At 51.3% G+C, this 25,182-nt stretch carries 22 protein-coding genes; 5 read left to right on the top strand and 17 right to left on the bottom strand.

From position 1 onward, the window contains the following. Positions 1-81: 81 nt before the first annotated feature. Complete coding sequence (locus ACTRXD_RS07805) at positions 82-840, bottom strand: hypothetical protein (RefSeq protein ID WP_442431267.1); 759 nt, start codon at positions 838-840, stop codon at positions 82-84. Positions 841-2,448: 1,608 nt separating this feature from the next. Next, positions 2,449-2,652 (bottom strand): hypothetical protein, encoded by a 204-nt coding sequence (locus ACTRXD_RS07800; RefSeq protein WP_442431266.1) that lies wholly within the window; start codon positions 2,650-2,652, stop codon positions 2,449-2,451. Positions 2,653-3,147: 495 nt separating this feature from the next. On the opposite strand from ACTRXD_RS07800, the gene ACTRXD_RS07795 reads away from it, so the two are divergent. Next, the gene (locus ACTRXD_RS07795; RefSeq protein ID WP_442431265.1) at positions 3,148-3,834 is read left to right on the top strand and encodes an OsmC family protein; all 687 of its coding nucleotides are present in this window, start codon (positions 3,148-3,150) and stop codon (positions 3,832-3,834) included. Between the two features lie 541 nt (positions 3,835-4,375). On the opposite strand, the gene ACTRXD_RS07790 is transcribed toward ACTRXD_RS07795, so the two are convergent. The 6 genes from ACTRXD_RS07790 to ACTRXD_RS07765 all read right to left on the bottom strand — a co-directional run bounded on the left by ACTRXD_RS07790 (position 4,376) and on the right by ACTRXD_RS07765 (position 8,960). Further along, positions 4,376-4,675, bottom strand: coding sequence for a HigA family addiction module antitoxin (locus ACTRXD_RS07790; protein WP_442431264.1), 300 nt, complete (start codon positions 4,673-4,675; stop codon positions 4,376-4,378). A gap of 279 nt (positions 4,676-4,954) precedes the next feature. Beyond that, positions 4,955-6,064 carry a radical SAM protein gene (locus tag ACTRXD_RS07785; RefSeq protein ID WP_442431263.1) on the bottom strand — a complete coding sequence of 370 codons (1,110 nt, stop codon included), beginning with the start codon at positions 6,062-6,064 and terminating at the stop codon, positions 4,955-4,957. 7 nt (positions 6,065-6,071) lie between these two features. Next, positions 6,072-6,380: a hypothetical protein gene (locus ACTRXD_RS07780; protein WP_442431262.1), complete on the bottom strand. Its 309-nt coding sequence runs from the start codon at positions 6,378-6,380 to the stop codon at positions 6,072-6,074. Positions 6,381-6,816: 436 nt separating this feature from the next. Continuing rightward, entirely contained in the window at positions 6,817-7,200 is a 384-nt protein-coding gene (locus ACTRXD_RS07775) for a hypothetical protein (protein WP_442431261.1), read from the bottom strand. Between the two features lie 41 nt (positions 7,201-7,241). Next, positions 7,242-7,616 (bottom strand): hypothetical protein, encoded by a 375-nt coding sequence (locus tag ACTRXD_RS07770; RefSeq protein ID WP_442431260.1) that lies wholly within the window; start codon positions 7,614-7,616, stop codon positions 7,242-7,244. A gap of 1,002 nt (positions 7,617-8,618) precedes the next feature. After that, entirely contained in the window at positions 8,619-8,960 is a 342-nt protein-coding gene (locus tag ACTRXD_RS07765) for a DUF5615 family PIN-like protein (RefSeq protein ID WP_442431259.1), read from the bottom strand. Positions 8,961-9,611: 651 nt separating this feature from the next. Between ACTRXD_RS07765 and ACTRXD_RS07760 the strand changes: the two genes are divergently transcribed. Then, positions 9,612-10,817, top strand: coding sequence for a glycosyltransferase family 4 protein (locus ACTRXD_RS07760; protein ID WP_442431258.1), 1,206 nt, complete (start codon positions 9,612-9,614; stop codon positions 10,815-10,817). A 3-nt stretch (positions 10,818-10,820) separates the two neighbouring features. Here the strand turns inward: ACTRXD_RS07760 and ACTRXD_RS07755 are convergent, their stop codons facing one another. Further along, positions 10,821-11,915, bottom strand: coding sequence for a Gfo/Idh/MocA family protein (locus tag ACTRXD_RS07755; RefSeq protein WP_442431257.1), 1,095 nt, complete (start codon positions 11,913-11,915; stop codon positions 10,821-10,823). 146 nt (positions 11,916-12,061) lie between these two features. Here ACTRXD_RS07755 and ACTRXD_RS07750 point away from each other — a divergent pair, with 146 nt between their 5' ends. After that, positions 12,062-13,588, top strand: coding sequence for an alkaline phosphatase family protein (locus ACTRXD_RS07750; RefSeq protein ID WP_442431256.1), 1,527 nt, complete (start codon positions 12,062-12,064; stop codon positions 13,586-13,588). Positions 13,589-13,798: 210 nt separating this feature from the next. On the opposite strand, the gene ACTRXD_RS07745 is transcribed toward ACTRXD_RS07750, so the two are convergent. Then, complete coding sequence (locus tag ACTRXD_RS07745; RefSeq protein ID WP_442431255.1) at positions 13,799-16,114, bottom strand: 6-phosphofructokinase; 2,316 nt, start codon at positions 16,112-16,114, stop codon at positions 13,799-13,801. Positions 16,115-16,591: 477 nt separating this feature from the next. Between ACTRXD_RS07745 and pyk the strand changes: the two genes are divergently transcribed. Both pyk and ACTRXD_RS07735 read left to right on the top strand, forming a co-directional pair. Then, entirely contained in the window at positions 16,592-18,016 is a 1,425-nt protein-coding gene (gene pyk / locus ACTRXD_RS07740; protein ID WP_442431254.1) for a pyruvate kinase, read from the top strand. A gap of 48 nt (positions 18,017-18,064) precedes the next feature. Beyond that, complete coding sequence (locus ACTRXD_RS07735) at positions 18,065-18,283, top strand: hypothetical protein (protein WP_442431253.1); 219 nt, start codon at positions 18,065-18,067, stop codon at positions 18,281-18,283. Positions 18,284-18,441: 158 nt separating this feature from the next. Here ACTRXD_RS07735 and coaBC read toward each other — a convergent pair whose 3' ends face one another. The 7 genes from coaBC to tsaD form a co-directional block, all read right to left on the bottom strand. Continuing rightward, a complete protein-coding gene (gene coaBC, locus ACTRXD_RS07730) occupies positions 18,442-19,680 on the bottom strand; it encodes a bifunctional phosphopantothenoylcysteine decarboxylase/phosphopantothenate--cysteine ligase CoaBC (protein ID WP_442431252.1) in 1,239 nt (412 codons plus the stop codon). Between the two features lie 30 nt (positions 19,681-19,710). Further along, complete coding sequence (gene rpoZ, locus ACTRXD_RS07725; RefSeq protein ID WP_442431251.1) at positions 19,711-20,079, bottom strand: DNA-directed RNA polymerase subunit omega; 369 nt, start codon at positions 20,077-20,079, stop codon at positions 19,711-19,713. 78 nt (positions 20,080-20,157) lie between these two features. Then, positions 20,158-20,763, bottom strand: coding sequence for a guanylate kinase (gene gmk, locus ACTRXD_RS07720; RefSeq protein ID WP_442431250.1), 606 nt, complete (start codon positions 20,761-20,763; stop codon positions 20,158-20,160). Between the two features lie 29 nt (positions 20,764-20,792). Then, on the bottom strand, positions 20,793-21,671 hold the full coding sequence (locus tag ACTRXD_RS07715) for a YicC/YloC family endoribonuclease (RefSeq protein WP_442431249.1): 879 nt from the start codon (positions 21,669-21,671) through the stop codon (positions 20,793-20,795). Next, the gene (gene nth, locus ACTRXD_RS07710) at positions 21,668-22,351 is read right to left on the bottom strand and encodes an endonuclease III (RefSeq protein WP_442431248.1); all 684 of its coding nucleotides are present in this window, start codon (positions 22,349-22,351) and stop codon (positions 21,668-21,670) included. Before nth ends, ACTRXD_RS07715 begins: the two co-directional genes overlap by 4 nt. Before the next feature lie 17 nt (positions 22,352-22,368). Continuing rightward, entirely contained in the window at positions 22,369-24,018 is a 1,650-nt protein-coding gene (hflX, locus tag ACTRXD_RS07705; protein ID WP_442431247.1) for a GTPase HflX, read from the bottom strand. Between the two features lie 84 nt (positions 24,019-24,102). Beyond that, positions 24,103-25,143 carry a tRNA (adenosine(37)-N6)-threonylcarbamoyltransferase complex transferase subunit TsaD gene (tsaD, locus tag ACTRXD_RS07700; protein WP_442431246.1) on the bottom strand — a complete coding sequence of 347 codons (1,041 nt, stop codon included), beginning with the start codon at positions 25,141-25,143 and terminating at the stop codon, positions 24,103-24,105. Positions 25,144-25,182: the final 39 nt, after the last annotated feature.

The raw sequence follows: 25,182 nt of genomic DNA, 5'->3' as shown, positions 1-25,182 counted from the left end.
GTACTCTGTTGCTATTGCTTCACTCAGGAGTACGTCAAATTTTTGAAAATTATCATATTTAATGTACAGCAGATTCATAGGCTAAAATCCAGGGTACTCCTCTCCCTCTTGCCATTTCCTTTCCACATCCGCTTCTATTTCCGCCCGCACATTAATCACTTCAATTAAATTAAATGGTTTTTTGCCAGCATCTTTCAGAGAAGAACCAACCATCCAACAGCGATCGTTGAATAAAATATGGCGATCGTGAAGTTCAGGGTGTCGACGAATTTCTATACTGTATCCCTCATTTCGAAAATCCTGTAAGATACTATCGAACCCACTCTTTATTGCCTCTTTGCGAGTTCCTGTTAGTAGCCTGATAGGTTGTGCGGTATCACGAAAACAGTCCAATGTTTTATGGTCCACGTAATTATCAACCACAGTCACTCTGGTAGTGGCACTAGCTAGTAACTCACGAACCTCCGTTTTTGCAGCAAAAGGCTTCCCCGCAGCAACTGATACCTCTGTGGGTATTGAATCGTGTTGTGCTTCGAGTTCTTTTGCTAGTTTCCCCAAATGTTCAAATTGCACACTGTGATAATCTCGTCTTTCCCAGTCAGTTCTCGCGACCGCTCTAGACGAACGCAAACAAAGGTCTTGTACTAACACCTTAAGGAGGTTTCGATTTCTTCCATTATCAATACCCACAATGAGGCTTTCTGCAAGTATATCAAGCTGGTCAAAATCGGCACTAAAACTGACCGCATACCTTTTACATATTCTTTCCAATTCGGATTGATCATAATACTCAGTAAGTCCATTGGTGAGGGTCGTGATAAAGTCAGGAGATAGGGCCATTGCAATACTTGTCCTTAATCTTAGCCGCAATTACCAAACTAGCTTTCTTGGATTCAACTTGTAAGTGCAACAAGGAGTTTATGGTTTTGGGTAACAGGTTGTTCTTAAATTTTGAGGGGTTTCGAGGGGCTGGGTTGTATAGGACTGTTCTCACGAGCATATTCTCTCCCTATGTTTTCCCAGTAACCGAAGACATTGAAATATAAAACCTTATTGCCTTTTAAAAAGCGTTGAACTTACAAGTTGAATTCACGTTTACATAAATATTTGATTTAGGTAAGTAGTTCACAGAAAGCGGAGTTGCTAGTCAGCCAATGGATCAAAGTCAATCTCTGCTCGACCTGATAGTCCACTCGTATAGTCTGTTTTCTTACTAGCGTACCCACAGCCAGAACATCGCCAAAACATGTCATCAGAGCGTTCACTGATTCGCGCAGTTTAGTTTTTCCCATCCAAACATTTTGGCCAGAATGGACCTTCACGCTTTTCTGGTCGGATCGGTAGCCAATACATATTTTCCTGGAATCGCATTTCCTGCCGTGTATTAACCCGTTCGTGCAAATCGACTAATTCTTGACGAAGTTGAGAATTTTCCTTCACAAGCTTTGCGCATTCCAAACTGAACGTCAGCCAACTTCTGCTTTAATTCTGCGTCCCTCAATCGGTCGGCAACTGTGGCAATATTTTTAAATGCCTCGTACCATCCCAAAAGTCCATTCCTCCAGTAATCACCTTCCTAACTTTCAACTAATGATTCGCTGGAATTTTAACACCGAAGGAATAAAGAATAAAATTTAAGGTTGAATCTCTTGGTATGAGATAATTTCGTCGAAAAAATGATCAGATCTTGGATCCACACGTGTGCTCTCCCCCTCTCTCGCCCCATGGTTCGGCCACCGCATCTTGAATTTTCCGAGTCCCTCCTGTCAGCCCTGGCAACAGTTGGAGCACTATTCGCAAGGACACTGTTCGCGCTGATCGAGGGCATACGCACTTCTTTGTATTGCCTAGCAACCAGTGAGGTACTGATTTCTTATTTTCCCGAGGGGTAGATAGTCGCTCCAAAAATTCCCTACCAATCGAGGCATTGGCATTCCAACGTGAATGCCGGGGTGCAGAGTCTTTCGTGGGTCACTCCTTCGAAAGACTTTTTTTGTGCGAAATGCCCCATGCTGCTTCCTTCACGCTGCAGAGGTTTTTCTTGCTGACCTCTTGGGGGATTCTATCGGCACGACTTTGATCCGCTTGCGCATCCCTTCGAAACTCCGCTTCTATACCGAAACATCCCTGCCCGGAAAAGGGTGGGGAGGTTTTTTTGGGGCCAGACCCTTTTAAATCGGAAAGAGTTAGGCTTCCCCTCCACACTTACTTGCATTGGCGGGATGCCTGACGACGACCTTGATGTACCATGCGGCCGTGAGGGGAATTAAAATTAACGCACTGAAATCGGAACTTGAGTGCGACTTGGATATCATAGGATTCCTTCGCCTCTCAAATACGGTCAGGAGCGGGCTCGAGAATATTTGCGTCAAGTTTAAGGTCAATACCGATGAGGACAACATCACCGTTTTTGCAAATCCCAAAAGAATATGGCCGCAGATGATCGCACTATTCCTTTTGACGCTTTTTCAAGGCCAACCACAGAAATATTGAACCCACCAGAATAGCCACTACCGAGAACGCCGTTATTGGTAAATTAATGTTTCCTGGAGCCTGCCAATTTTCCAACCCAACCCAACCACCTAAAATGAGTAACACAACTCCTAAAAAGAAGCCTATTCCCTTCAATAAAGATGATATGAAATTCCCCATATCATTATTCCGTTTATCAGATGTCCAAATTATAAAATTTTTTCCATGAGGAGAATGGCGGACAAATTTCGACGAACCCTACAAAATACGGGACCCAAAGGAAAGCAGATCCGGGATTCCGGGAAAATGTCACAGAAAAAGCGGGGCAACTGAGTCGATGCCGCAACACGCGAAAACTCGAATGTCGTGCGGCGGATGCACTTGTAGGCGTCAGGAGAAGCAGGAATAGTGAAATTCCGAGTGACAGAACACTTGGAACCACGTAACCGGGGCCTTCTAATGGATGACCCCACTTCCTCTGAAACCTTTTTGCCCGAAAACGGATAGGAAGGTTTTGTTTGGGGGGCTATACCCTTTCAAATTGGAAAGAGTTAGGATTGTCCTCAACACTATTGAGAAAAGATATCGCGGCATCAAGACAGTCTCTGTGCAGTTGAGCACAGATAGACCAATTATTCATCACAGTTTTTGACTAATTTATGGAGATGCATGGCCATGACTGAAGCCCAAACCATTAACGGTGTCAATGTCACAGCGGTGAACGAGCTGGTGAAAAACGTCGAGAGTGATCCCAAACTGGGTGAATGCAAGTTTCGCATCAAAAACACCTGGAGTACGTGTGGACAAAACCAATCGAAGGTCTCGAGCTTTTATGCGGCCAAGCAGGAAATTCCTCACGATAACCCATTCACCTTGAAAGCGGATGAACCCCCTATTCTGGCCGGGCACGATACCGGTGCGAATCCTGTTGATCACCTGTTACATGCGTTGGCAGGGTGCCTGACGACGACCTTGGTGTATCATGCGGCCGTGAGGGGAATTAAGGTTGAGGAGGTAGAATCCGAACTTGAAGGCGACTTGGATATCAGGGGATTCCTGGGCCTGTCAAATAAAGTCCGGAGCGGGTTCGAGAATATCCGCGTCAATTTTAAGGTCAAAACCGATGCGGAGAATATTGAGAAACTCAAAGCCCTGAGTAAACTCTCACCGGTGTTCGACATGACCACTCATGGCACCAATGTCCAGGTGAATATCGAGAGAAAGGGAGTGTTGAAAAAGGCCGCCAGCCGCGTTCTCGCCCCTTGGCCGTGCTCACGTACTCCTTCGTACGCTCCGCTCGTCCAAGCGGCTGCGGCCTTTCCCTCGAGCAGCCTCAGGACAGGACTGGACGGACCTTTTTGAACACTCCACTATTTTTCTCTGGTGAGCCACGTTGACTCCTAAGCTGATGAAGCGGCGATATTTTTCCAATATTCAACAGTCCCAGAAAATAAACCGTCGAAAGAGAAAGAGATTGAAGGAATTGGCAGCAGACGGAATCGGCGGATGGGTGATAAAAACACTGCCCCCTCGAGCTTTGGTTCCGTTGGTTCCGAAGGAACAAAGCGACTGAGGCGAGCAGGGTTAGGAACTAGGTGTCTTAGCTTGTGAGAGGCTTCCACCGCGCCTGAATCATATCGACAGAAAGGTGGGCTTCACAGTCCCACTCAATAAAATACCCCGTTGTAAATATGCTCGAATGTGTTTCGATCTTTCAACGGAGCGAACGCTTTCTGCCTTCAGAAAGGGTGTGATGTCAAACAGACCGGCTTCTCCATCATCAGCTTTGATATAGAGTAGGTGATGGTCTCTTGGAATAACTGCTGTAATCTCCACTGCAGGTAGAGCACCCTTGCATATTCCCCTGTTTTGGATCTCATTTCCACACCATAAAACGATTTCCCTAAACCCTTGCTTCTTTCCGGACCGAAGCCACCGAACGAACTTTGATTTTTCCCCGTTCTACCTGGGCGAGTTCATACGCTTGCTGAAGCGCTAACCAGCTTTGCGCTGTTCCGCCAAAAGCCTTTTCCAAGCGCACGGCCATCTCCGGTGAAACGCCGGCCTGCCCATTGATAATCCTCGACAACATATGCCGGGTAATCCCCAATATTTTAGCTCCATCCGTAACCGTCAATCCGAGGGCTTCAAGGCAGTCCCTCTTGATCGAGCGACCCGGATGAGGCGGATTATGCAGTCCCATAACATACTCCTTTCTAATGGTAATCAACCAAATTCACATCCAAGACGTTGCCGTCTTCAAAACGAGCTGAACTCAATGCACCGGGGGCTCGTCATGGGGCTGTGGGAAATTTCAAAAATTTTCCCACTTCCTCAGCATATGAGTACCCGCAAACCACTGCTCAGCCATGGGGTCAATGGCAATGGGTGGCTCTGCCATACCTGCTGCCTGATAGACCATCATATGATCCACTCAATGTCTCGAGGGCGGCGAGGAATGTCGTCGAACCAGATGCGCTCTTCAAAGAGAAGAATGACCGACAGGAGCCGAGGCCATTGTCCGCAGGCGGTCACAAGTCCCGGTATCACCGGACTGGTTCATGATGTCGCGAATCTGCAGGGGCGAAAAACGTGAGGCCGCGGCTTGGATATGTTGATACCAGTTCAGGACCGGTTCATCCTTATTGGTGACCGCCTGTTCGTACACCAACTTGCATAGGGTGAGGAACGCGGCGTAATCGCGAGACAACCACGACGCAGCCAATTCCGGCAGGCGCGCATTTCTGATATTGCCCCACGACCAGGCGCGCGGGAATCCGTACTGGAGAGGTGAGACCACTCCACTGCTTTCAATGACCAACGGGGCGATGATGTCTGCCACGGTCTGCTCGCCACACACCGCCGTTTCCCGCACAAAGACGCGAGTCGGATGCTCGAGCAGTGCGGGGATCGTGGCGAGATCGATCTGTACATCGATGACATCTTTGTACTGTTCCCGGATCCGAACGGCTTCGACGACGGCTGCCGCATTTTCCTCGGCATCGGGCAAGGAACCGTCAAGGGTATAGGCGGCCCGGCCGACGGGTTCGAGCGGATGGAGTTGCAACAATTTGGCGCCTTGTTCAACCGCAAATTCTGCGACCCACTCCAACTCGTTGACGTTGTGAAACGTGAGGGTAAAGATGAACCCGAATCGAATACCGGATGCCCGCAAGCCCTCAAGTTTCGCGCACATGTCGTCGAATGCCCGGGGAGAATTTCGCATGAGATTATGCGATTCGGCTACGCCATCAAGGCTGATTGCGATGAGATCGCAATCAGCCTGTAAGATATCCAGATGGCGTTGATCGAGCAACATGCCGTTCGTGGTAACCGTGGTAGCCAATCCCGCCTCATGCGACACGCGAAGCAGTTCCCCTAGCGCAGAATACAATAGGGGTTCCCCGCCCGACACCGACATGACCACGTACCCGAGCGTGGCTGCATCAACCACGACTGTCCGCAGCGCATCGATATCCAATTGTTCGGAGACATCCGGTCCGGAATCCGAATAACAATGCAGACACTGCAGGTTACAGCGTCTGCCGGGGTGGACCTGCAATGCGGGATATTTACCGGCCGGTCCCTGCATGAATCATCTATCCTCGTCCGAGTGTGAAATTCACCTGCACGACCTCAGGCCGAGGTGGTTGGCCGTGAATAAGGATGTTCAGATCGCGCAACTCTTTCAACTTTGTCAATGTGGCTACATGAGACCTGAAGTTGCCGATGTTCGCCTGGACGGTGCCGAAAATTACATCGGGCCCCGGTTGACCAACTTCATGCCAATCAATGATTTTGACACCTCGTAATTTTTTCTTAATCGTTCCCGCTGCCTGACTTAATTTTGCAGAACCACGTCCTGCCAACTTCACCTTTGAAGACGCGCGCTTTTTTGGAACGGCCATCAGATACCTCCTTGTGTTAGTTGGTTGATGCCCAAAACATTGAAATGAACAGTAGCAGTTCTGAAACCTTACAACTTTTTAATTTAAACGGCAAGAATATCAGTGAAACAAATATCAATCGCACACATTCACAAACACGGTGTACAGCCGCATGCATATTCCTTAGGACGTGATGGATGGTAATACGTCCACAGCATTTCGTTCACTACGAACGCGCTCGCATCTTTTAAAGGACAAGGTCGGTCTACGAACCATCACCTTCGCCTTACGGCGGAGTCATGCCGGCATCAGTCGAGCATGCAGTTGGAATCTCCAGTGGGGAACACACGCTGCGCATCTTTTTCAAAGACAGCTCAGCGCAATTCCGGTAGGGAAAATGCTGCACAGCCTGATTGTCCTATAGAGTAAGAAGAAAGGAGGAGAGACCAGTGGGATATTACGGGGTCAAGAGGCAGGAGTTCTCAGCGTATTCAAAGGACTTCTCGAATTCATGTCTTGCCTGTCGATAGTCTTCTTCGGCTTCAATCAATTCCTTCGTTCGAGCTGGAGCCTTCCAGGAGGCTTGGTTGCAGGCAACAGCTCGTCCCACGCTAAAGATTCCACCTCGTGCACACACCGCTAAGTCTGCATAGGCTAGGCGCTCCCGGCTCCTGGCTGATTGTACTATCCGTTGATAGGCGCTGAGATTCTTTCGAGCCTTAATCACTTTTTCTACTGCAAAGCCACAGGAAGGAGAATACGGTTCACTGCCGGCAGGACACATCCAGACGAGGAGAAGCAGAAGAGTAAGACTAATACTATACAATGATTTGACCATCACACCTTGATTCCCGATAGAACGTTCACAACCCTCGGCTGTGGTTATGGCTCACGCAGACAGATCTGCCTGGCCTGTTGAAATAATTCTTCAAACGTTTTTCTCTCCTGCCGGTATTGGTCTATCGCCGCCAACGCGAACGTATCTGGTTTCGGGCTGTGCCATCGCGACTGAGAACAATTGACGGATTTGTCCCCACCACGCCGACTCCCGGTCACGCAGGCCTCCGCTTCACCATAGGCGCCGGCTTGATGGGCTCTTAACATTTCCATGGTCCGACGAAATGGAAGGAGCGCTTTCCTGGCTGTTTCAACCCTATCTAACACGATCTCACAGGATGGCGAATACGGTTCGGCGAACATCGAAGTAGGAAACACGACCGCAAGGATGATAAGGGCGAGAGAAGAGAAAAGCTTCATCTTCAGTTCCGGTTAAGGACAACTCGAAGAAGTCTCATATTAGCACTCCTTTGACAAGGAAGGACAATACCTGGGCAGAAGGCCGATGTTTATCGGATGGTTTGATCGATACATATGCGGGTCATTCAATATTCGTGAGCTGAATGGTTGTCAACGCAGACGGCTCAATATTATTTATTCATATCACGGCCCTCGTCTCATCTTGGGATGTTTTTGGATTTTTACTTTCCAAAATCTTCGACAAACCTGACCCTCCCCTTTTTCCCGCCGGATATTATGTAAGTGTAAACGGAATATAGCCCTTGCAGGGCATACTCGTTGACCTTAGCAGGTCAACATAGAACAAGGAGGAGGTCATGGAACTCTTCGAAATACTTTCTATTATTTTGGGGATTATTGGCATGATTGTGATGCTGAAGGGGAAGCGTCCTCAGGACCCTTCTTCCAACGATCCGGTCAAGATGTCGTAGATAGATACCCTGAGATTGTTTGAGGATTTGTACCTCTCCTCGTCGATATCAACAACATGGTTGTCGTCAAAGACCTGGAAGCTTGAGACATACCAGCGTGGATGAGAACCAGAAAAAGGAGTACACAATGAGCACATTTATACTGGGGTTGACTGTAAGCCTTGGCGTCACGGCCGGTTATGTTTACCTCACGGCAATCGTGATGGGGGGCAGTGGCCGGATGTAAACATCCATCCATGCCCTTCCGCTCAATATGGCCAGCCCAATCCCAGAAACCACGGGCTGGCCGCATGCGTTTCAAACTCCTTCTGGACCTTGCTCCCCAACCATTCCTCCCACATCTTTTCCAAAAAATAGTTCATACCTTTGCTTCGTAGAGTTGGAATTCGCTGAAAGGAAATTTACGCTTCGGTTGATTCTGTGGTGAAGTCAATAAATAAGTTGGCACACACGAATGCGTGTCCTATCAAAAACCGACACTGCCTCTTCCTGAAACGCGTCAGCGACTTCCTTGATAAGCTCCAGGATTATGTCAGCTGACGGTCACGCGTTCGCTGTCAAGTTGACGTAGCAGGATGACTGGTGGGTTTTTTCTTGTGATGCAGGGTACAAACACTGTCTCAAAATAGGTAGCTGCGGAAACAAGCATTCGATCTTTTCTGGCGGCTCGGTCGAGGATGACCTCGTCCTCTGATTCTTGAAGTTCGCGTTCACGGATATGGACGGCGTCCCAATCAAACGGCTTGGGTGCTACGGCATGCAGAGGGATTGGCTGAATGGTCCCGGAATCGTAGTAGGCTAACACGCAGCCGGTGACCTGTTCCGGTTGTTCGATCAACCGCCGGATAGTTTCGTAGGCGAAGCATTGGACCATGGTTCCGTTCATGGGAGTGGGAAAGACGTCTCGCAGGGGTATGGTAGACTTGGAGTCAATTTGAATTGACTTTCCAGCTCCGGGCAGTAAGCTGACTATTGAACCATCCATGAGGGGTCTGTTGAAAAAAGCCGCCAGCGGCGTTCTCGCCATTTTCCCGTGCTCACGTACTAAGCGTACGCTCCGCGCGTAAAAACGGCTGCGGCCTTGCTGGACGAACTTTTTTGAACCGACCCGGAGCCTTTTATGAGTAATCTAATCCTGAGCAAATTTGCTCTTGAACATACTTAATATTCAACACTCCCATGAGTACTGAATTGAGTATGGCTTAAATTTGTGAAGATGCACCTAACCTGCCCATACCGGAAGGAAGTCGGTCAACGGAAGGGGCTGAGTAGATCAGGAACTTCTGGTGCCATCGCCTCGGGGCTTTCCATGCCATCATGACCCTCCCGAGGAATTTCCTTGATAAACACGAATGGAAATAAGAATCCAAAACGCAATACACCTATTGCCTCCGATTCCCCAACCACGGGCTCTTTGGATTCGCCGGCGGTGTCCTGAAGGTTTGGGGGCGGTAATGGTGGTAGCCGGACTGCCGGCCTATCAGAGAATTTGATCAGCCACGGAGAACAGGTTCTCACTCAGGATATGAAGATTCTGTTGATTAGCGATTACAGCGTACCGAGAGGCGGAAACGAAATCGTCACGCTGGCACTGCGCGACGGTTTGCGGGCACGTGGCCACGACGTACGCCTATTTTCTAGCCGCGCCCATACCAATGGGGGCAGCGATCGGGCCGACTACCACTGTTTTGGGACCGCCTCACCCTTGCGCGCGGCGCTTTGGTGCGGCAACCCGTCTGCCTACTTCAGTCTGCGTCGCGCATTGACAGAATTTAAACCCGACGTCGTGCATGTGCGATTATTTCTTTCTCAATTGTCGCCATTAATTCTGCCATTGTTGCGCGACATTCCTGCCATCTATCACGATGGGTGGTACCGAACCGTTTGTCCGATTGGATCAAGAGTCTTGCCCGATGGGAGGGGATGCAATGAACCAGCCGGCTCCGTCTGCTATCAAAACGGTTGTGTGCCCCTCGTTGCCTGGCCGCTCCTGATGACACAACTTCGCCTGTGGCGCTACTGGCAAGGCGTCTTTGATGTGGTCGTGGCGAACAGCCGATCAGTCGCCAGATGGCTGGAAATATCCGGCACCACCCCCGTTGAGGTGATCCACAACGGCGTAGTGGCACGTACACGGCGCCCTCCGTTAGAGGATCCGCCGACCATCGTGTTCTCGGGTCGCTTGGCGCACGAGAAGGGAGTCGATATCCTGCTCGATGCTTTCAAGCGCGTCATCCAGTCTCGGCCACAGACGCAGCTCATCATTGCCGGGGAGGGACCGGAGAGTCGGCGATTGCGGGAGATCGCAAAACAGCTTGACGCGAAAATCGACTTTCTCGGACACCAGCCACGCGAGACAATCGAACGCCGTTTCGATGCCGCCTGGGTACAAGTCGTACCCTCGCGCGGCGCGGAGGCATTCGGAAATGCAGCGGCTGAAGCGATGATGCGAGGCACGGCGGTCGTCGCAAGCGGAAGCGGCGGATTCACTGAGTATGTGAAGCATGAACAGACAGGACTCCTCGTGCCTCCCGAAGACCCTGCAACCCTCGGCATGGCGCTACTAAAAATTGTCAGCAATCGGGATTACGCCGAATCTCTCGGACTCGCCGCCCGTCGCTTCGCGCTCAAGGCGTTCGACCAGAACATATTTCTCGATCGTTTCGTGGCCATCTATGAACAGCTGACCAGGAACCGCCTCACAACATCGAAAACCAGTCCCCGCCATTAATATTCAATTGACGTTTTCGTTCCCGTTCTCCAGGACTGGTGCAATCGCATCGGCACAATCGGCAATGCAAACCGGTCGGCGTGCACTGGCCGACTGAGTCACCGCAAGGGCCACCCGGGTTGCCTCCCGACCATCGGCAAAACTCGCACCTGCCGGCTTTCCGCTTTCAATAGCGTTCAGAAAGCCAATCCACTGATCGCGGTAAGCGTGAGCATAATACCCCCCCAGAGGAATCGCACGTGCCGCACGGAGCAATCGACCAGGTACCGCCCGGGCTTTCCGCCATATTTTTTTTAGCCCCTTGTATCCCGTCGGATCAAAGACCAGCCCGTCTAGGGCATATCCGGAGATCCGCAACCGGCCGGCGGAACCATAGATGTCAATCTCCAGATTATCAACCGTGCCCTGGCAAAAACCCGCAGTCGCCACAATGCCGTTCCGCAGACGCGCGGTCACCACCGCGGTAACATCATCGTGTTCGGCGGAGCGGCTCATGACGTGTACCTCATCAACCTCACTCCCGGTGAGGAAACGCCAGAGGTCATAGTAGTGAACGCCCGATTCGATGAGAACGCCACCGCCTGCCTGTCTGCGTGTACGCCAGACCGGCAGCTTCGCACGCCAGCGAATACCACTGGTAAACACCGTGCGGAGCAATTCGACAGTGCCAAGCCGGCCATCGGCGATCCACTCCTGCGCCTCACGAACCAGTCGATGCCAACGAAGGTGGAAACCGACCGAGGTCGTTACGGGCGAGGATTCAGCCGCTTGCACCAAACGGGCGCATTGCTCCAGCGAGAGGGCCATCGGCTTCTCCATGAACACGTGCTTGTTGGCTGCCATAGCTGCCAGCCCGATGACTTCGTGCAGTTCCGGTGGAACGCAGACGGCAACCGCATCGACCGTTGGATCGTGTACTAGATCCCGGTAGTCGTGGTATCGGGCGGGAATGGCGTAACGATCGGCGACTGCAGTAAGGGCTTCGCGCGTAGTGCCGGCGATAGCGGTCACCCGGGCCCCCGGCAGACCTCTCAGCGCGGGAAGGTGAAGCCGTGACGCAACTCCAGAGTACCCGATCATACCTATCCCGATAGACATAATACCTTCCTGTCGAGATCGTCCGTTATTCTCAATCCTTCGACGGACGACGCTCGCGTTAGTATTTTTGGGATTGCTGCTGTTATCATCAATGCTTTCTTCAATAGGAGTATTCTATCCCTCTTGTGATCTATGGGACGTTACGCATGAACCAGCAACGTGAACACGGACCACTCGTCGTCCTCGCATTTGACGCCGGCGACGCCGGGTTGATCGAGCAATGGGCTGATGAGGGGCACTTGCCAACTATTAAGGGATTGCTTGACGGTGGGGTGCAAGGCCGACTCACTGGCTCCGAGCTTGTCAGCGAAAACGGGATCTGGGTCTCCCTGTTTTCCGGCCTGTCGCGGGCCCAACACGGATACTACTATTGGCGTCCGCTCAAGCCGGGCACCTATGAGCTGGAACTCTCCAACCAGCGGGTCGACAGCGCTGTGCCCTTCTGGGGACACTTGGCCCATACAGGAATGCGGGTTGCCGTCGTCGATGTACCGGAAACGCATTGTACAGCAGGAGTGCCCGGCGTACAGGTAGCCAACTGGGCACCACACAACGCACGCTTCGCGGGGTATTCGGTCCCGGCGTCGCTGTTCGCTGATCTGAAGACCCGATTCGGATCGCCCCTCGGTGTGGAAGAACAAGTCGGAAGCACGTTCGATGAGGATGTACAGATCTACAAGGGCCTGTTGAAGCAGATCGAACAGAAAGCGGCTATCTGTCATCATCTGCTGTCCCGCGATCGATTTGATCTGGTTGTCCTCGGGTTTCACGAATCACACATTGCCGGTCATCAATTCTGGAAGTATTCCGATCGATCCAGCATGCCTGTGAACAGTGGAGGTCGTCTGACGCATGCAACGCGCGATGTCTATCAAGCAATCGACAGGGTATTTGGTGCCCTGCTTGAAGAATTACCCAAGAATAGCACGGCTGTCGTCGTGTCGAACATGGGGTTACAGGAGGACTACCCCAACCTCGAGCTGACGCAGGCTTTCTGCCGCCAACTCGGCTACCACCGGATGCAACAGCATTCGAACTCATGGCCCGCCATTCCTCGACTAGCCCGGCGGATCATACCGCAATCCTGGCAACAAGCCATCAGCTCCAGGCTGCCGGACGCTTTTCATGGCCGAATGCTGTCCCGGGAATGGCTCGGGGGTACTGACTGGTCAGCAACGACTGTGTTCCCGATCCCGGCCTATTTTCTCGGATTCCTGCGCGTCAATCTTCGTGGTCGGGAGCCGCAGGGCATCGTCGAGCCAGGCCAGGAGTATCGACAACTGTTGGAGCGAATCGAAGCGGACCTGAAGCGTCTGATCGATCCGGAAACCGGCAGGCCTGCAATCGGGTATATTGCCCGCACAGTCGATCACTACAATACCGGGCCGCATGAATCCCTGCCGGATATTTTCTTCGACTGGGCACCCACACCCTACCCGAAACGGCGCATCGAACATCCACGCACAATCCTCGAACAAAAAGACATGTTCTTTAATCGGGACACGCGGCACAACCTCTGTGGATTTTTCGCAGCTGCTGGACCAGGCATTTCCCGCCAGGGACGGGTTCTCAAGTTGTCCGTGCTGGATGTCGCACCGACCTGTCTGCGTCTGATGGGCCAGATGGTTCCCGAGTCCATGCAGGGCACCGTTGCATCGGACATACTCGCCTAGGTGCCTTTCGCCTTCCGTCTTAGAATAAAAGAGTCAGCACCCTCGCCATCCATCCGATCCTTTCATCAATGTCAGTAGGAGCGCTTCCATGGTCGGTGGTCGTCAGCACCGGAACATCAGACGAGTTCCCGGCCATTGGTGATATCACCTTCCGTCGAAACGAGCTTCCACATCCCAAAGACGAATTCTCAGACAGAACAATCCCTTTCGCTACACCAATTCAATTCCGTGCATGCGGGCAAACAATTCCCAATCAAAGGGCTTGGGTGCCACGGCATGCAGAGGAATGGGCTGAATGGTTCCGGGATCGCGGTAGGCTAACATGCAGCCGATGACCTGTTCCGGTTGTTCGATCAACCGCCGGATGGCCTCGTAGGCGAAGAGTTGGGCCATGGTTTTGTCCACGGGAGTGGGAAAAGCTCCTCGCAGGGTATGGCCAAGAATGGTGGCCTTGGTCGCCACCGACAGGGGGTAGTGCCCGGATCGGGTTTGCAGATGCGTCCATTGGGAAATCCTACTGCCGAAATAATCGACCAGGCCATGGACCCCGCCTTCAGGATGATACTGGTGCGGGGTGCGTTCGGCCACGATAATAATATGGCTTTTGTTCCGGACGCCCAACGTCTGTTTCAGTGTGCCCAGAACCACCTCTTCGATATAGGCATTCGGATCAGGATGTTCATTAACCAACAGGCCTTCAGCTCGTGCCTGGTAGGCACACATAAGCGCCAGGTGACCGGATCCTGCTCCCATGACCTCCACAAAAAACACACTGCCCATGGCCGCGCTGGTTGCTTTCAGCGACTCAATGGATTGGTTGGCCAGGGCGACAGCCGATTGGACCCCGAGTGAAGTGGTCCCGGCGATATTGTCGTCGATCGAACCGGGAATCCCCACGACCTGTATACCGAACCGTTCATAGATGGCGCGAGCCCCACGCATACTTCCGTCACCTCCCATCACGATGAGCGCCCCATCCTTCATATATGGCTTGAGATGATGAATCGCGGCCAGTTGGACCTCCTCATCTTTAAAATCTTCAAACCGGCTGCTGCCAATCGGGCTGCTGGCATGATTGCTCATGCCACGTGTGTCCTGTTCCGTCACCAACTCAATCCAATTATTGGCCAACCCCAGAAATCCGTGTTGTACGAAATAGACTTCCAGGCCTAATCGATTCCCGGTCACACGGAGTTCCTTCAATGCCGCACCGGCACCGGCAAAATCCCCACCGGAGACCAGAGCGACAATTCGCCGAATTTGCCTTGGCTTCAGCGTCACCTTCTCCCGGCGGCTCTGTTCCACGATCATCCAGGCCTCGCGGACGGCCTTTTCCCGTTCTGAAAGACCCACGGCCGTGGAGTAGCCAGACAATTGCCCATGCTCATAGGTGAGGAGGACGACGTTATCCTGCCCTTCCTTATAGGCTCCAAATTCGGAAAAGGCTTCATTGAAGGGCCGTGGGTCGAGAAAAATTAAGAGCGCTCGCAAAGTTGAGCTGTGCGTATATAAACACAACACTTTTCCCTGATGACTCTGGCCTAATTGATGGAACCCATCGACCAACTCCACATACAGTTCAAAGAAGGAATGGCCCCCCGGATAACTGTAGAGCGGATGCTTAATCAGACGCTGGGCCGTTTTCGTGTCGACCCCAAAGGCTTTGGCGGCTTCTTCAATTTCAATCGTTTTCTCAATACCGGTGGCCCATCCAAAGTCTTGTGATTCCAATGCCCATTCCGTGATGGGCTCGGTGGTCCCGGCTGTTTCGGGAGACAGGATGGAGACAACCCGTTCAAAAAGCTGTCGGGTATTGGGGCTTTGACTCACCATATGAACAAATGATTTCGCATCCAGGTAGTTATCGAGCTGAAGGAAATCCAGTTGTTTTCCGACCAGGCCCAAGGTCCGGACAAGGGCGGTTCCGATGGCGTCAGCCTTGGGAATGCCCCGCTCGACGTCAAGGACATTCTTCAACCGTCGCCCCACACGGAACTTCTTACTATCCATCTGAGAGACGCCGTGCCGCATCGTGAAAAACAGTGTGCGGGCACTTAAATCCCTCGGCATCAACCAATAGCGATCCTCGCCGATATCAAGGACAATCCGACCCTCAGCCAGATTGGGCGTCATATGCTCGCGCGGAACGATCGCCACGGGTCGACGTCGTATGGGTTTATTCGTGGCCCCGATAGGTGCCCGAAATAATGGAGAAAGCTCGCCCTGAGCGAGCAGTTGATTCCACGCAGCAAAAAACACCAACTCATCTCCACCGCAGGCCTGCTGAATCAGCGTCTGTCTTGCCTCTCTGTAGGCCGCAGCATTGGCAAACCCTTTTTGGGCATCCTTGACAAAAAGTCGTAGGGCGGCCATGGCCTCTAACACCCGTTGCGGACGATCTTCCAAGGAAGCTAACGCGGGATGAGGCTCTGCTCCCTCTACCGGCGGTCGCCTCGCAATGACCTCGCCATAGGTTAGCAGCCCATTCATTGTGACAAATTCCAGAGTCTCGGCTTCCACTTTCATCTATTCACCTCTTCCAATCCTTCAGCGATTCTTGATCTGCTATTTATCACCCTAATCTTAATTTTATCCCACCTCATCGACAACACAAGTCCTCGCCAGGAAAGTCTGATTCATCTTCTACGAATACGATCATTCTATGCCAAAGGGTCTTACGGTTGGTGGAAAAGAGCACTTGTTTCACGCACCAGGTATGGAGAACCCGCCTCAACCGACCCTGGTCAGTGATCGACCCTGCTAGAGTTTGACGCTAAAGTGGGCTACACTTCATGAGAACCCACAGGGAGGTGGGATATCGTCTGCACCAAACAGCACTCCAGCAACACGGGTACCTCTAATCCTATCAATTTCAAACAGGAGTTGGCCTCTCCATTTCCTTGGATGCCTGCGTTTGATGCCGCTCTCACAGTAGGCACCGGGGCCATAGGGTTCAACTGACGAACTGGAAGATGATGGGATCGTTTTCACAATTGACGATTATTGACAACGGATAGGGACATATTCATGCAAAAGACCAAAATCATCTGCACGATCGGACCGGTGACCGAATCGTATGAGATGTTGCGCAAAATGTATGATGCCGGCATGAACATCGTGCGGTTGAATATGTCCCATGGGACCCACGAATCCCATGCCAAAGTGATCAAACACATTAAGACGCTCAATACCAAGGTTCCCTTTCCTATTCCGATTCTTTTAGATACCCAAGGCCCAGAAATCCGGACAGGAGATTTATCGATTGATCTCAATCTCAAGGAAGGCACTATCGTCTCGATTTCTGCGCGGGGGCCGATGGATGTGGAAGAAAGCTCTATTCACATCAACTATGCCGATTTAATGGAATCCGTGAATGTCGGCGATAAGATTACCGTGGACAATGGGTTGATCAATTTTGAGGTCCTTGAAAAACAGGATCGCCTCATGCAGTGCCGGGTCCTTGATGGGGGGGTCTTGAAAAGCAAACGCCATGTCAATTTACCGGGAATCCGCGTCAATCTCCCGGCGATTACGCAAAAGGACGAAAAGGATATTGCCTTTGGTTTAGCCGCTGATGTGGATTACATTGCTCTGTCCTTTGTTCGGGAGGCGAGGGATATCCAACAATTGAAACAATTGATGGGACATAAAGTGGGGAGGGTGAAAATTATTGCCAAGATTGAAGATCAGGAAGGGGTTCGCAATCTGGAGGATATTATCCGGGAATCGGATGGTATTATGGTGGCTCGCGGAGATTTGGGAGCAGAAATCAACCTGGAGGATCTGCCGAATGTGCAGCGCAGAATTGTGCGACTCTGCGCGGAATCCGGCAAGCGCGTGATTGTGGCCACCCATCTCCTGGAATCGATGATCCATAATCCCATCCCCACGCGTGCCGAGGTCACTGATGTGGCCAATGCCATCTATGAGGAGGTCGACGGGGTAATGTTATCCGGAGAAACCACGGTCGGAAAATATCCGCTGAAATGCATCGAGTATCTGCGAAAAATCTCCATCAAAACCGAAGCCATTCCAGGTTTGCAGTTTGCGAAACAGTTAAAGCCGACGACAGACAAACAACAATTAGCCACCGCTGCCGTCCAGCTCGCGGAAGGACTACACGCCAAAGGGATTGTCGTGATCACCCGACGGGGTATCATGGCGGATTTGGTCTCGAATTGTCGTCCATTTTCCACGAACATTTATGCTTTCACGAACGGGAGTCAATCCCGCCGAACGATGACGCTCAATCGAGGCGTCTATCCCTTTCGGATCGACTTTAGTTCAGACCCGGAGAAGACGTTACAAACCGCATTTCGGATTTTAAAAACCCGTGAACATTTTCAAATAGGAGACAAGGTCGTGATTATCTCAGACGTGTTGGCTCAAGAGCGGGTCGATGGGATTCAAATCCGAGCCATTCCCTAAGGCAGGCCATTTAGTCAGCCAAGCCACCCGTCAGGAATTCCGATTCAGATGGTGCCCTTCCCTGACACGTTCCTGTTGGGAAGGCTTCAAAGAAAAGCTGATACTTTTTTTCTGAACCGGGCCGGGGGAGAGGAGCTAGATTCTTCGGATAGCCAGAAGAATCATGGAAATAAGCCAGGCGAAAAAAACAATATTGATGAAAAATCCTTCCATACTATTCTTATCGGCTTATCAGCTCCTAAAGTTAAGTTTTTTCTTGTTCTCTGAGATTCTTGCTTCATTTTCCACTCATTTTCGCCATCTTAATCCAAAAATCCATCAGGACCCCTGACCCTTCACCACCCAAGAGATGTCCCTTGGCTTTGAAGACGTTGTTCCATCTTAATGGAAAAGGGTGAGGAAACACCCCATCAGGTGAGCACAAACTATGACGTCGGTGAAGACAGGGTCTTCTGCGGGAAAGTCTGAACCGGAAGCGACACGATACGATCTAGGAGCGTATCCGCAAGTTGTCGTTTCGGCATTCGCAGGATGTGATGCGGGGCAGCACCCGGCGTGAGCACATACACCTCATTGGTATCATTTCCAAAAGCAGATTGCTCTCCGCCGATGTGATTCACAATCAGCATATCCAGATGTTTGCCGGCAAGCTTGGCCTGTCCATGCTCAATGAGATGATCGGTTTCAGCCGCAAAGCCAATCAGGCGTTGGTGGGTACGCTGGGCGGAGAGTGCCATTAAAATATCCGGCGTTCGCTCCAAATCCAATCCTTCGCCCTGCCATTGGTCTTTTTTTACCTTCTGTGCATGCGCCTGTTTGGGGCGAAAATCTCCCACGGCAGCGGTCATCAAGAGCGTGGTTGCCCATTCAAATCGTGCCGTGAGCGCCTGTAACATGTCTTCTGCGGTGACCACCGGAATCACAGTTACGTTCTTCGGAGCCATTAACTGGGTGGGACCCGTCACCAAGACGACCTCGGCCCCACGTGCGGCGGCTGCCTCGGCCAAGGCAAACCCCATTTTCCCTGATGACCCGTTACTGATAAATCGCACGGGATCAATGGGTTCCTGGGTAGGTCCTGCCGATATCAAGACACGCTCCGCCTGCCAATCAGTTCGGCGACGCAACAGGGCAACCGCGGTCGACATGATACTTTCCTCCGCAGCTAAACGCCCCTGTCCCCATTCTCCGGAAGCCAACGCTCCAACTTCCGGCTCGACCAGGACCACCCCTCGATGGCGCAGGGTCTGTACATGACCTTGGACCGCCGGATTGTCCCACATTTCCCCATCCATCGCCGGACAAATCATCACCGGACATTGAACGGTGAGCGAAAGGGTTCCGAGCAAATTGTCGGCTAACCCGAGGGCAATTTTGGCTAACGTGTTCGCGGTACAGGGAGCCACAAGCAACAAATCAGCATGTTCCGTTAAGGACAAGTGCTTCATGTCCTGATGGCCGGCAAAAACATCACTCGCCACCGGATTCTGCGACAGCACTTCAAATGTCAGGGGGGCGATAAACCGGGTGGCTGAATCCGTCATGACCACATGCACGCTGGCACCGGCTTGCGTCAACAGACGTAGAAGTCCGACCGCCTTATAGGCCGCAATACTTCCGGTCACTCCCAGAATAATCCGCTTGCCTGCTAACCCGATGCTCATCTTCTGCATTCTTTCGCCAAATGCTTTCAACTATGCTTCTTCAGGTTCGACCACCGTGCCAAGATGTTGAGCCGTGTCATCAATATACACACTCAATTCTTTTTTGATCTCTTGAGCGTTTTCATCCGGCTGTGCGTAAAGAGCCGGATCAATGGGACGTTCATTCGCGCGTTTGGCATTTTTAATGGCCTCTTTGGCTTCCTGGCCAATTAAATACGGAACCTGCCCGTTGAGCACTTCTTCCAGGGCTTTTGAGGTGTCTTTCGAAAATTTACTGGCTCCATACGGCTCTCCACCCCGAACTAATTGTTTGGCCCGCTGGGCGGCAATCAGCACAATCCGATACCGCGAATCAAATTCTTTTTGGTGATGTTGGGGTAGTAACGATAATGCTTCCATTGAATATCCTCTTTCCTTTCTGTGAAAAATACACGTTCCTGGTAAATTCTACACAAATCAATCCCATCAATGCAGCAATTACCGGAACACATGCGCAGCATCGATATGGGTGGTTCGAACACGTTCAGCCATAATGACGGATTGGAGTTCCTCGATGGCCTGTTCCAAGGTTTCATTACGAATCGTATATTGGTATTCCGAATAGCTCCGCATCTCGTCCTGGGATTTCTGAAACCGACGCTCCTGCTCGTCCGTTGTATCCGTCGCTCGCTCGACCAGACGGGTCCGAAGCACCTCTAATGAAGGAGGCAGAATAAACACGGTCACGGCTTTTTGAAGCGTTTTCATAACCTGCCGCGCACCCTGGACATCGATATCCAACAAGATATCCGTGTTCGATCCAGACTCCTGCTCCAACTCCTTCCATGGTGTTCCGTATAATCGTCCATAGACTTCAGCATATTCAGCAAACGCGTGCTCGGAAATTTTTGTGTGAAACTCCGTTTCCGAAATAAACTTGTACTCCTTGCCATCCGTCTCGCCTGACCGTGGCTTCCGCGTGGTGTACGAAACCGAAAGGCGAATGTCGGGAATCGTCTTCAAAATATGCCGGCAGAGCGTTGACTTCCCCACTCCAGAAGGACCTGATACGACAAATAACAATTTTTTTCCCGTGACTCCCACCGCTCCTCCGACGTTATGACATAGATTGATTATTCAATATTTTGGACCTGTTCACGGATTTTTTCTAATTCACTCTTTAACTCCACAACCTGCCCGGAGATCTCGGAGTCGCTCGCCTTTGATCCAATGGTATTGACTTCCCTTCCCATTTCTTGGAGAAGAAAATCAAGCCGCTTGCCCACCGGGCCTTTGGATTTGAGTGTGGAACGAAATTGTGTCACATGGCTTTGCAACCGTGTTAATTCTTCCGTCACGTCTGATCGTTCTGCCAACATGGCTATTTCTTGAGCAATTCGATCGTCGTTTACCCGCTCCCCCTCTAATAACTTGGTGACACGAGCTTTCAAACGATCCGCGGACACCTGCAGTGCCGAAGGAATACGTTGCTGAATCACATCAAGCCGATCCTCGACTGTCTGAACACGCTGCAAGAGATCTTTTTGTAAGGCGGAACCTTCTTTCTTGCGCATTTTTTCTAAATCGGTCAAGGCACGCTGGACTAACCCCTCAACGACCTTCGGGACATCCTTGATCGCCAGGGGCTCCTCACTGGTTGAAAATAGATCCCGAAATCCTGCCACCACATTCACATCCACCGTTCCACTCAGCTTGAATTCCCGTTGCAATTCCTGTAACCCTTGAATATACCGCTTCGCCATGGCGCGATCTAATTGGACAATCTTCGTCGCTCCAAAACCTCCACCATTCATGGTCACGGTCAATTCAATGCGACCACGCTCGCAGGTACGCTTGACTTGCTCTTTCAGTTCCAACTCCATATGAGACAGAGACTTGGGCAGACGCACCATCAGCTCGCAAAACCGATGATTCACAGATCGCACTTCAACCCCCACCATGGTTCCCTGATATAGGGATTCTCGTTTTCCAAAACCGGTCATACTTTTCATGTTGGCTTCCGTTTTCCTTCCCATCCACAGTCTGAATCAAGCACACAATGAGCACACTTTGGCGTTCTGGCCAAACACACATATCGCCCATGAAGCAGGAGGCGTTGAGCCCCGTTCGTCCATTTCGATTTGGGTATGAGGCGTTGAAGATCCTCTTCAATTTTGGTCGGGTCCTGGCTTCTCGTCAATCCGAGGCGATTAGCTACCCGCTTCACATGAGTATCTACCACAATGGCAGGCTCTCCCACAGAGCTCCCCAAAATAACATTGGCTGTTTTTCGTCCAACGCCGGGCAGGGATGTTAAGTCCTTCATCGTTCCTGGCACCATTCCATGAAAACGCTGCACCAGAGCTTGACCACACCCAATGAGATGACGCGCTTTATTTTTATAAAATCCCGTTGTTCGAATGAGCGCTTCCAATTCGGCTGGATCCGCACTGGCATAATCCTGGGCCGTGCGAAAGCGGGCAAACAGGTTCGGGGTCACCAGGTTGACTCTCTGGTCCGTGCATTGGGCCGAAAGAATTGTGGCCACTAACAACTCAAGCCGGTTGGAGGAATCTAATTCTACTCTCACGTCAGGAACGGATTGATCCAAGGCGGCAAGGATCCGACGTACCCGCTTTTTCGCTTCTACCAGCGATTCCATCGGAGGTCGTGCTGTTCTGAGACGACTCATCGGTGACGCAAGACCCCTCATGGAAAGGTCTCGGCTGGAGCCGGAAGAGTATAGAGAGGCATCTCCTGACACTTCCCCGTCCTGCCATCTTCTGCCTGAAGACCACGAAGCAGGGACGTGAGTTCCTCCTGAATCATAAGAAGTGACGCATCTTGTAACGCCGATCCCCCCATTCCTCCATATCGCTGACAGAGGAGTTGCACATCCTCTTCCGCCATCAGATCGGCTTTATTAAAAAAACGCAGGCATGGAATGTTTTCAAGCCCCAATTCCTTCAATATATTGTCTACCGCAATAATGTGCTGTCCAGGATCCGGGACATGGGCATCTATCACGTGGAGCAACACATCGGCCTCTTGCAATTCCAGCAAGGTGGTTTGAAATGCCGCCATGAGGTCTTTGGGCAGATCCCGGATGAATCCTACGGTATCTGTCAGAATGACGTCGCCTATTCCAGGTAAATACCAGCGGCGATTGACCGTATCAAGTGTCTCAAAAACACGATCTTTTACAGAGACTTGGCTCTTTGTTAACGCATTTAACAGAGTCGACTTCCCCACATTGGTATAGCCAATAATGGAAATGATCGGAAGGCCTCGCTTCATGCGCATTTTTCGTTGTTCCTGGCGACCATGTGCCATAGACTCCAAGTCCCGCTCCAATCGTTGAATGCGCTCGCGGGCTCGACGTCGATCCGTTTCCAACTTGGTTTCTCCAGGCCCTCGTGTACCAATTCCTCCCGCTAACCGGGAAAGAGCCGTACTGGATTGGGCAAGTCGTGGTAGCAGATACCGAAGCTGAGCCAGTTCAACTTGAATTTTTCCAATGGAGGAATGTGCCCGCTGTGCAAAAATATCGAGAATCACTTGTGAGCGGTCCAAGACCCGCAGATCCGTGATTTCCGAAATACCCCGTACCTGAGCGGGCGTTAAATCTTGATCAAAAATCAAGGTATCGGCACCGGATTGGAGCGCTCGAATCGCCAATTCTTTCATCTTTCCCGAACCAACGACAAATTTTGGATGGATCGCTCCCAACCGTTGAGTGATACACCCTAAAACTTCCACGTTCTGGGCACGCACCAATTCTTGTAATTCCTGGAGACGACCTTCTTCCGATGCGGCATTCCCTGTGCTGACACTAACCAGGAGCGCCCTCCCCTCCCGAACACCTTCTCGTAACCCTGGATTCGAGCGAACAATTTCTTGCTCCAATGATTGTATAAATTGCTGGCAATCCAACTGAAATGCGTGAAAGGCACAAGGCGGTAATTCCGCCGTGGTTCGTCCCTGAATGGGGTTCGAAAGGATGTGCGCCACATAGACATCCCGAAGGCTCCCATCTTTTCCCACACCGAGCGCCATAATTAAATCCAATCGAAGAAGAGCCAGATCGGTCAGATCATCCTGGGTCAGGGGTTGATTATTGAGGTGGGTATGGACCAAACGAACCCCTCGCAATAACCGAAGGCCTGACCGGGTCCGCGAAAGATGGGGAATAACCAATTCGTGATGGTCACCGATTAAAACCGATTCAATTTGGCCTTGTCGATTGACCAAAAGCCCGATTTGCCGTCTCGTCTCATAGGTGAGTTCAGCACATTCCCGAGCCACCTCCGTGGTCACAACTTTTTCCGGAGGGATCCGTCGACGATAGAGCCGCTCCATTCGGCTAATGTGATTAGCCTTTAACCCATGAAGATTACCGAGAACAACAGGAATGATTCTTCTCCTTTTGCGATATCATCTGAGTCATTGAGAAGAAAGTCCAGCCATCGCATGCCCATCCAATTTACATTGCAACGTAGAGATCGCATCCACATTCCATGCTGCTCTCTCCTTGCGCTTAAGTTTTTCCATCCCCGCAGCTGCAATCATGGCACCATTGTCCGTGCAGAGTGCGCGTGGAGGTAGAGTCACATGCAGCCCCAATGTGCGAGCCCGCTCCTCAAGCTTCAGGCGAAGACGGGAGTTTGCAGCCACTCCTCCCACGACAGAAATCCCTTTCACATCATAGTAACGGGCAGCACGACAAAGTTTTTCCACCAACACATCCACAATAGCCTCCTGGTAACTGGCCGCGATATCAGCGACGGGCAATGGAGAATTCCCCTTTTGTTGTTCATCCCTCACGAAATATCGAAGTGCGGTTTTCAGCCCACTGAAACTGAAATTAAAATTTTGGCTTTGAAGAGTTGGGCGGGGGAATGATACATATTGTGCATTCCCCTGTTGGGCAAGCCGGTCAATTGCCGGACCACCAGGATACGGAAGCCCAAGCATTTTGGCGCCTTTATCGAATGCTTCTCCCGCTGCATCATCCATCGTCCACCCAATGAACTGATATTCTCCACGATGAGGAACCAATGCCAAATGCGTGTGCCCACCAGACGCAATCAAGACCATGGCCGGGGTTGGGAAATTGGGATTCGATAACCATGCAGACGCCAAATGCCCCTCCAAATGATTTACTGTCACCAAGGGAATTTGGGTGGCAAACGCCAGAGCTTTGGCAAAATTTACTCCAACGAGTAAGGCCCCCACCAATCCTGGACGATTGGTGACCGCTATCCCCGTTAATTGGGAAAGAGAAACATTGGCCAGACCCAAGGCTTCCCGTGTCAGAAGTTCCAGACACTCCATATGACGGCGCGAAGCCAATTCCGGGACGACTCCCCCGTAACGGGCATGCACCTCAACCTGAGAATCCAAAATATTTGAAAGGATGTGACCTTCGCCATCCAACACAGCCACGGCCGTTTCATCGCAGGAAGTTTCAATTCCTAAAATCACTTAAGAATCCTTTTCAGCATCAAAATTCATTTGGCAAAA

Origin of the sequence: Nitrospira sp. T9 (genome assembly GCF_052156535.1) — a bacterium.
Classification (GTDB): Bacteria; Nitrospirota; Nitrospiria; order Nitrospirales; family UBA8639; genus Nitrospira_E.
This window is presented reverse-complemented; position numbering and strand designations above follow the sequence as displayed.